Source organism: Kitasatospora sp. NPDC004240, assembly GCF_053603215.1.
On the sequence record NZ_JBSGFD010000092.1, the window covers coordinates 24,879 to 32,626 of the forward strand.

6 protein-coding genes are annotated in these 7,748 nt (G+C 72.3%); 2 read left to right on the top strand and 4 right to left on the bottom strand.

Features of this window, described 5'->3' with window-relative positions:
- Window position 1 precedes the first annotated feature (1 nt).
- A complete protein-coding gene (locus tag ACWEQL_RS24070; RefSeq protein WP_452152366.1) occupies window positions 2-1,357 on the bottom strand; it encodes a discoidin domain-containing protein in 1,356 nt (451 codons plus the stop codon).
- A 552-nt stretch (window positions 1,358-1,909) separates the two neighbouring features.
- Here ACWEQL_RS24070 and ACWEQL_RS24075 point away from each other — a divergent pair.
- Window positions 1,910-2,878: a serine protein kinase RIO gene (locus tag ACWEQL_RS24075; RefSeq protein WP_452152367.1), complete on the top strand. Its 969-nt coding sequence runs from the start codon at window positions 1,910-1,912 to the stop codon at window positions 2,876-2,878.
- Window positions 2,879-3,287: 409 nt separating this feature from the next.
- A complete protein-coding gene (locus ACWEQL_RS24080) occupies window positions 3,288-4,754 on the top strand; it encodes an amino acid permease (RefSeq protein ID WP_452152368.1) in 1,467 nt (488 codons plus the stop codon).
- A gap of 189 nt (window positions 4,755-4,943) precedes the next feature.
- On the opposite strand, the gene ACWEQL_RS24085 is transcribed toward ACWEQL_RS24080, so the two are convergent.
- From ACWEQL_RS24085 to ACWEQL_RS24095, 3 genes are read right to left on the bottom strand one after another with little or no spacing between them, the layout of a single operon-like run.
- Window positions 4,944-5,489, bottom strand: coding sequence for a hypothetical protein (locus tag ACWEQL_RS24085; protein ID WP_452152369.1), 546 nt, complete (start codon window positions 5,487-5,489; stop codon window positions 4,944-4,946).
- Between the two features lie 21 nt (window positions 5,490-5,510).
- Window positions 5,511-7,163 carry an alpha/beta hydrolase gene (locus tag ACWEQL_RS24090; protein WP_452152370.1) on the bottom strand — a complete coding sequence of 551 codons (1,653 nt, stop codon included), beginning with the start codon at window positions 7,161-7,163 and terminating at the stop codon, window positions 5,511-5,513.
- On the bottom strand, window positions 7,160-7,474 hold the full coding sequence (locus tag ACWEQL_RS24095) for a hypothetical protein (RefSeq protein ID WP_452152371.1): 315 nt from the start codon (window positions 7,472-7,474) through the stop codon (window positions 7,160-7,162). The genes ACWEQL_RS24090 and ACWEQL_RS24095 overlap by 4 nt, the downstream gene beginning before the upstream one ends.
- Window positions 7,475-7,748 lie beyond the last annotated feature (274 nt).

Below are 7,748 nucleotides of genomic sequence, written 5' to 3' on the forward strand. Positions count from 1 at the left end.
ATCAGTGGCAGCTGTACTTCGGGCCGGTGTCCTTGACCTGGCCGTCCGCTCCGACGTAGGTCCAGCCGTACCCGGAGTCGGTGAAGTCCAGCTTCAGCACGCCGTAGTCGCCGCTGATCCGCTTCTGGCTGTTCGGCTGGACCTGCTCGATCGGGTACGGATCGGCGCCGCCCATCCCGCCGACGATCTCGACGATCCCGTCCGCGGTGGCCTTCCCGTCCGGGTCCTGCGGGGCGAACCGCTCGTAGTGGTGGTCGTGCCCGTTCAGCACCAGGTCCGCCCGGGCGCCGTAGAGGATCTTCCACACCGGCCGGGAGACCGGGTCGTTGCCGTGCCCGCCCGAGGAGTACAGCGGGTGGTGCCAGTAGGCGGCGACGCACTTCTTCGTGTTGGCCGCCAGGTCGGCCTTCAGCCAGTCGATCTGGGCACTCTGGTCGAAGGCGTTGGAGTCCAGGGCGACGAAGTGCCAGTTGCCCTCGTCGAAGCTGTACCAGCTCTTCCCCTGCGGGAAGGCAATGCTGCCGAAGTACGCCTTGTAGCCGGCGAGCGACCCGGCCGGGTCGTAGGTCTCGTGGTTGCCCGGCACCGGGTGCGTCTTCGCCTTGAAGGCTCCCCAGGTCTTGTCGTAGTAGTTCCGGAAGTCCGCCAGCCGGGCGTCGTCGTACTGGTTGTCGCCCATCGTCAGGTAGAACTTCGGGTTGATCCGCTGGGCCAGCGCGGCGGTCTTCGGATGCGCGCAGCCGCTGTCCGAGGCGGTGCACTGGGCGGCGATGTCACCCGCGGCCACCACGGTGAACGCCCCGCCCGGCGTGGGACCGGTGGGCGTGGGACCGGTCGGCGACGGTCCGCCGTCCGGCACCCCGTACACCTGCATCTCGAACAGCGAGTACCCGTACGACGTCCCGCGCGCCGTCCCGTACATCCGGACGTAGCGGCCCTTGCCGCCCAGGCCCGTCCAGTCGTCCGTCCCGCCGTTCCCCGCCTTCTCCTCCGCGAGGGTCCGCCAGGTCACCCCGTCCGCCGACACCTCCAGCCGGTACGCCTTCGCGTAGGCGGACTCCCAACTGAGCTTCACCCGCGAGATGTCGGCGTTCCCGCCGAGGTCCACCCGCAGCCATTGCGGGTCCTTGCCCTCCGCGCTCGCCCAGCGCGTGGAGGTGCTCCCGTCGAACGCCTTCCCCGCCGCGTACGACGATCCCTCGACGGACGAGGCCGTCGCGGCCCTCCCCTGCGAGATCAGCGGATCGCCCGCCGCCCCCGCCTGCCCGGACCAGCCGAGCAACAGGCCGCCGACCAGCACGAGCACGACGGCGACGACTCCGACACGAACAGGCCTTGCCGAGACACCCAGACGCATCCCTGACTCCATGACCTCGAGAAACGGCGAGAGCTGGACTCCGGTCCACACCACACGAACTCACCGGGCAGGTCCTGTCCGGTCGATCCCGCCGGGCAGGGCCTAGCGGCGGCCGCACCACCGCGGCGGCCGGGTCAGAGCTCTCGCTGAGCGCGTCACACCCCATCCCGCCACGGGGTGCCGCGCCAAGCCGCCGGGCTCAGCGTAATAGAAAGTAAAGTTACCTTACAATAGTCCGGCACCCCCGAATCCCCGGCCGTTCCGGCCCGGGCGCCCGGGCCGCCCAGGCCCCATCCCGGCCCCACCCCGGCTCGGAGGGGCCGGGGGAAATATTCGGTTGCGCCGTGGGGACGAGCGGCTAGAGTTCTGACGTCCTCGCGGATCACGTGCGTGGACCTGATGTCTGAGGAGGTGTGTCCGAGTGGTTGCCGCCCTGTCGCGGCGCGCCTTCGTGTGCGCGCCCTACGCCTTCCTCATACGTCACCTCCCCACCGGCTGACAGCGCGTCGCATCAGGCCGCACCCGGTGGGCCACTCCTCAGGAGCCACCGCAGTGCGCGAGCGCTTTGCCGACAGCGATTCCTTCTCCCGTATCCGCCCCAAGGGCGGGCCCCGCCGTGGCCGCCGGTCCGACCGGTTCGACGACCACGAGCCCGAGTACGTCTTCTTCGAGACGCCCGACGGCCTCGACTTCGACGGCATGGACGGTCTCGACTCCTCCCCCGCCCCCGACGGCCCCGCCGAGGGCGACCGCTGGTCCACCTGGGACCGGTCCACCCCCACCGAGAAGGGGCCGGAGCCACGCCCCGACTGGGTGGTGACCGAGCTGGCGGCCGTGGACACCGAGCTCGGGATCGTGAAGACCGGCAAGGAGGCCGACGTCTTCCTGCTGGAGCGCGCCGTCCCGGGGACGGACCGCCGCACCCTGATGGCCGCCAAGCGGTACCGGGACGGGCAGCACCGGATGTTCCACCGTGACTCCGGCTACCTGGAGGGCCGTCAGCACCGGGAGTCCCGGGTCAGCAGGGCGATGGCCAAGCGGACGTCCTTCGGCAAGGAGGCGATCGCCGGGCAGTGGGCGGGCGCCGAGTTCTCGGCGCTGTGCGGGCTGTGGTCGGCCGGGGTGGCCGTCCCCTACCCGGTGCAGATCACGGGCACCGAGATCCTGATGGAGTTCGTCGGCGACCCGGACGGCACGGCCGCACCGCGGCTCGCCCAGCTCCGCGCGGAGGAGGCCGACGTCGAGGACCTGTGGGAGCAGCTCGGGCGGAGTCTGTCGCTGCTCGCGCGGGGCGGCTTCGCGCACGGCGACCTGTCGGCGTACAACATCCTCGTCCATCACGGGCGGCTGGTGATCATCGACGTGCCGCAGATCGTGGACGTGGTCGCCAATCCCCGCGGGCGGTCGTTCCTGGAGCGGGACGTGCGCAACGTGGGCGCCTGGTTCGTCTCACGAGGGCTGCCCGAGGAGCGGGTGGAGGAGCTGGCCGGCGAGCTCGCCGCGGACGCGCGCCTGGCGTAGCCGGAGGGATGCGGTAGCCCGAGGGTCTTCGGGAAGGGAGTCGGCCGGCCGTCGCCACGGTGTCGTGACGCGCGCCCGGCCGGCCCCCGTCCGGCGTTCCCGTGCGCGCCCGGCCGCCCCTCCCGCGCCGATTCCGCGCGCCCGGCTCCGGGGGACCGGCCGGGATCAGCCCTACAACGGAATCAGCACTACAACGGGATCAGCACTGCAAATCGGGGCTTCCCCCGCCAAAAGGCGGGAGAAAGCTCAAATCTCGCGCAAATCCACCCCGAACGTGACATCGGCCACAGCCGGGAACCCCGCCGGCCGCCAGGATGAGCCGTCAGGCCCGCGCCGCAGTGACCACCCACATCACCGTCGCACCGGGCCGAGCAGCGAATCCCTCCCCTCACGAAGGCGAAACAACTCCATGAGTGACCGCACGATGACTGCGGCCGACCAGCTCGCCACCGGGGCGCCCACGACGGCCGCCCCGTCCCCGCACGTGGACGCCGGTGACGCCGGGTACCGCAAGGACCTGAAGTCCCGCCACGTCAACATGATCGCCATCGGCGGCGCGATCGGCACCGGGCTCTTCCTAGGCGCCGGCGGCCGCATGGCGAACGCGGGCCCCTCCCTGTTCATCGCGTACGCGGTCTGCGGCCTCTTCGCGTTCTTCGTGGTGCGCGCGCTCGGCGAGCTGGTGCTCTACCGCCCGTCCTCCGGCGCCTTCGTCTCCTACGCCCGTGAGTTCATGGGCGAGAAGGGCGCGTTCGCGGCGGGCTGGCTGTACTTCCTCAACTGGGCGACCACGGCCATCGCGGACATCACCGCCGCCGCGACGTACGCCCACTTCTGGGCGATGTTCAGCAGCGTCCCGCAGTGGATCCTGGCGCTGATCGCCCTCTCGGTGGTGCTCGCGGCCAACCTGATCTCGGTGAAGTACTTCGGCGAGATGGAGTTCTGGTTCGCGATCGTCAAGGTCGCCGCGCTGGTCGCCTTCATGCTGGTCGGCATCTACCTGGTCGTCACCCAGCACGAGATCGGCGGCCACACCCCCGGCCTGGCCAACATCACCGACAACGGCGGCATCTTCCCCAACGGCATGATGCCGATGCTGCTGCTCCTCCAGGGCGTGGTGTTCGCGTACGCCTCCGTCGAGCTGTGCGGCGTCGCCGCCGGTGAGACCGAGAACCCCGAGAAGATCATGCCCAAGGCGATCAACTCGATCATGTGGCGGGTCGGCCTGTTCTACGTCGGCTCGGTCATCCTGCTCGCGCTGCTGCTCCCGTACACCTCGTACGCCAAGGGTCAGAGCCCGTTCGTCACCGTCTTCGACAAGCTGGGCGTCCCCGGCGCGGCCGGTGTGATGAACCTGGTGGTCCTCACCGCCGCCCTCTCCAGCCTGAACTCCGGCCTCTACTCCACCGGCCGCATCCTGCGCTCGATGTCGCTGTCGGGCTCCGCCCCGAAGTTCACCGGTGTGATGAACAAGGGCGGTGTCCCGTACGGCGGCATCCTGCTCACCGCCGGGTTCGGCGTGCTGGGCGTCTTCCTGAACTACCGGATGCCCGGCGAGGCGTTCGAGCTGGTCATCAACTTCGCCTCGATCGGCATCCTCGGCACCTGGGCCATGATCATGATCTGCTCGCTGCTGTTCTGGCGGCGCAGCCAGGACGGCCGGGTCACCCGCCCCGGCTTCCGCCTGCCCTGGGCCCCGTACACGCAGCTCGTCACGCTGGGCTTCCTGGTCTGCGTGCTGGTGCTCATGTGGATGGACGGCGGCGTGAGCCGGACCACCGTCGCCTGCCTGCCGCTGATCGCGGCCGCGCTGGTCGGCGGCTGGTACCTGGTCCGCGGCCGGGTCAAGGCGGCCGCCGAGGCGCACCGCGACTGAGCCCGGCACCGTTCGGCCCCTCGGCCGGTCACCGCCCCGTGTGGGTGGTGACCGGCCGTCGTGCGTCCGGGCGCCGGGCCGCCGGGCGAGGTCACCCGCGCCCGCGCCGAGGGCGCTGCCCGGCCGGGTACGGGTCTGCGGGGCCGCGCGGCCGGTGCGTCGGGAGACGGCGCTCGGCGTGACCCCGGCTCAGGAACGCGCCGGCCCGTCGGCCGGCGGGGGCAGCAGGCACGGGGTGGTGACGGTCAGCGCGAGGCGGGTGTCACCGGTGGTGTCCACCGAGGCGATGTAGCGGCTCGCGGGGTGGCGGGCGGAGAAAGCGGCGTACGGCTTCTCCGCCGAGGCCTCGCGGTAGCTGACGATCAGCAGGCCCTGGTTGGTCAGGGTGTCGCGGACGGCGCGGATGACCTCGTTGTGGCGGGCGAGGGGGACGTCCCCGTGGATGGCGTAGAGAAGGGTGTACCGCTCGTCGGGAGCCGTCTCCCCGGCCCGGCCGACGCACGCGTTGAAGTCGATCCGCTCGGGTTCGCCGTTGGCCTCGATCCCCGCCCTCAGGGTGAGGTGCGCCGCCAGCCCGCGCGCCCAGTCGAGCGCCTCCTCGCGGGACTTGACGGGCAGGGGGTCGTACTTCCCGGTGCCGGGGCCGGACATGCAGGCTCCAAGGGTGGCGGCCAGCGTCACCGCGGCGACGAATCGTCTCGGGGCGCCGCCGGTGCGGACGGGTGTGGTGTTCACGGGTGTCCCTCCGGGCCCGGATCAGCGCCGGACGGGGATGATCCCGCCGATGTTGACCTCCTTGGGCGCGACCTCCGGCGGCTTCCCGGCGATGATCTTCCCCTGGTTGCGGACGCTCTCCGAGTTCTCGTCCCAGTACCCGCTGTGGCCCGAGGTGTCGGTGTACAGGTTGGTGCCGCCGAACTCCAGGTTGTGCGGCCCCGGCCCCAGGGTCATCCCGCTGTAGACGCGGGTCGGGTCGTCCCGGGCCTCGGAGATCCAGACCCGGCCGGGGTCGATGTGCAGGTCCTTGGCCTCGCTCACGCCCATCCCGGGGCTGCCGAGCGCGACGATGTCGTCGGCCCGCAGCCCGTCCTCGCCGCCCGCCGCGGCGACGCCGACGGCGTAACTGCCGTAGCTGTGCCCGATGTAGGTGAGGTGCGTCCTCGGTTCGCCGTGCGCGACCCGGATCCCCTCGGAGAAGCGGCGCATGTCCTCGGCGCCGTCGATCCCCCGGCGGGGGTTCACGGCCTCCGGGATGCTCTCCGGGGCGTCGTAGCCGAGGTAGGAGATCACCGAGACCTCCTCGCCCGGCCCCGCGAACGCGCGGGCATGACTGCGCAGTTGGCGGATCCGGTCGATCTGTCCCGGGACGCCGCCGAGGTCGGTGTTGGTGCCGGGGACGAGGACGGCGGTGTGCGCCGCCCGGTCCGGGTCGCCGGTGGCGACGACCGCCCGGCCGTCGCCTTCGTACGCCTCCGGGTCGAGGCGGAGCAGGAACGACCGGGGCACCCGGTCGTCCGTGCCGGCGGGCGGGGTGAGCTTGTCCCTGATGGCGCGCAGGGCGGCCAGCCGCCGGTCGTAGGCCTCCCGGTCGAGACCGAGCGAGGCGGGTGTGCCGGCGAGCAGGGCGTCGAGCCGCTGGTCCAGCACGGTCCGGTTGGCCTCGTCCCGTACGGCGGACGGCAGACCGTCCAGGCCGCCGATCCGCGCCGCGTCCAGGGCGAGGTACGTGGCCCGCTGCTCGGGGGTGAGGCCCTGCCACCAGGCGGCGTTCTGCCGCGGGTCCCGGCCGTCCGGGACGTAGGGGTCGGACAGGCCCAGCGCCTGCCTGACCTCCGCGACGTCGGTACGGGTCTCCGCCGTCGCCCCGTCCGCCCGCGAGGTGGTGAGGATGTCGGCGCCGAGGCGGCCCAGTGCCGCGTTGCCCTGGTCGCTCGCCCGCTGCGCGGCCTGCACGGCGGTGTCGATCCGCCGCTGGAGCTCGTTCCTGACAGCGAGGAGGGCGCGGCGCGCGCTCGGCGCGTCCGGGTCGTTGCGGTCGCCCGGCGCCTCGGGCGGGAGGGCCACCACGCCGTCCGCCGACACGGTCAGACCGGCCTCCTGCGCACGGCGCACCACGTTGAGGAGGTCGGTGCGCGCCTGGTGCATCCGGTCGGCGACCGTGTTCATGGTGAGCGCCAGCGACTCGGCCTCGGCCCGGACCACGCTCAACTGCTGCTCGGTCCGGGCCAGGTACGGGAACGCCGCCTCGGCGTCGGCCCCCGTCCACCGCGCGTGCAGCGGCCCGTTGACCTGGTGGCGGTGGCGGGTGCCGGTGCTCTCCACCGCGTGGGCGAGCGCCTTCCAGCCGTTCGCGGCCTCCCGCAGCCCGTGCGGGTCGAACCGCATCAACAGCGCGAAGCCGGCGCTCACTTCGCCGCCCCCCGCATCATGCTCCACACGCCGGCGACCGCCCGCTCGTTGCGCGCGTACGCGGAGGCGTTGGCACGGAGGTGGGTGGCGGTGTCCGTCAGCCGTTGGCGGACCGCCCCCAGCGGCGCGGCCCAGCCGGTCCCGACCTGCCCGAGCCCGCCGGCGATCGACCACCCCGCGAGCTGCCCCGACGCCGCCGCGGTCGCGCTCAGCGCGGCCCCGACCGGGGCGGCGAGCTCCGCCGCGAGAGCGGTCGCGACCCCGGCCGAGATGTCCAACTCGCCCGGACTGATGGCAATGTGGTCGGCCACGGCACACTCCTCGCTCGGCTACGCTGTGCGATCGCAAGGATACTCAGCGATATGACGCACGCGCACCTCGGCTCCCGATCGGGGCCGCAGCTCCACCCGGAGGTGCCGATCGGCGTCACCGCCGCACACCGCCACGGCGCCCGAGGCCGGCGCGATGCGCTGATGTCCGGGCGGGGACTCGTGACTCCTCCCCCGGCTGAAGCCGGGGGCTTCTCGCTATGCCGGGTTGGCGTCGCGACGGACCAGCCCGGCCCGTAGAACGTTCAGAGCGCCC

Excerpts from the sequence above, each read along its gene's own strand:
- ACWEQL_RS24070 (WP_452152366.1), bottom strand. The coding sequence starts at position 1,357 with ATGCGTCTGGGTGTCTCGGCAAGGCCTGTTCGTGTCGGAGTCGTCGCC.
- ACWEQL_RS24080 (WP_452152368.1), top strand. The coding sequence starts at position 3,288 with ATGAGTGACCGCACGATGACTGCGGCCGACCAGCTCGCCACCGGGGCG.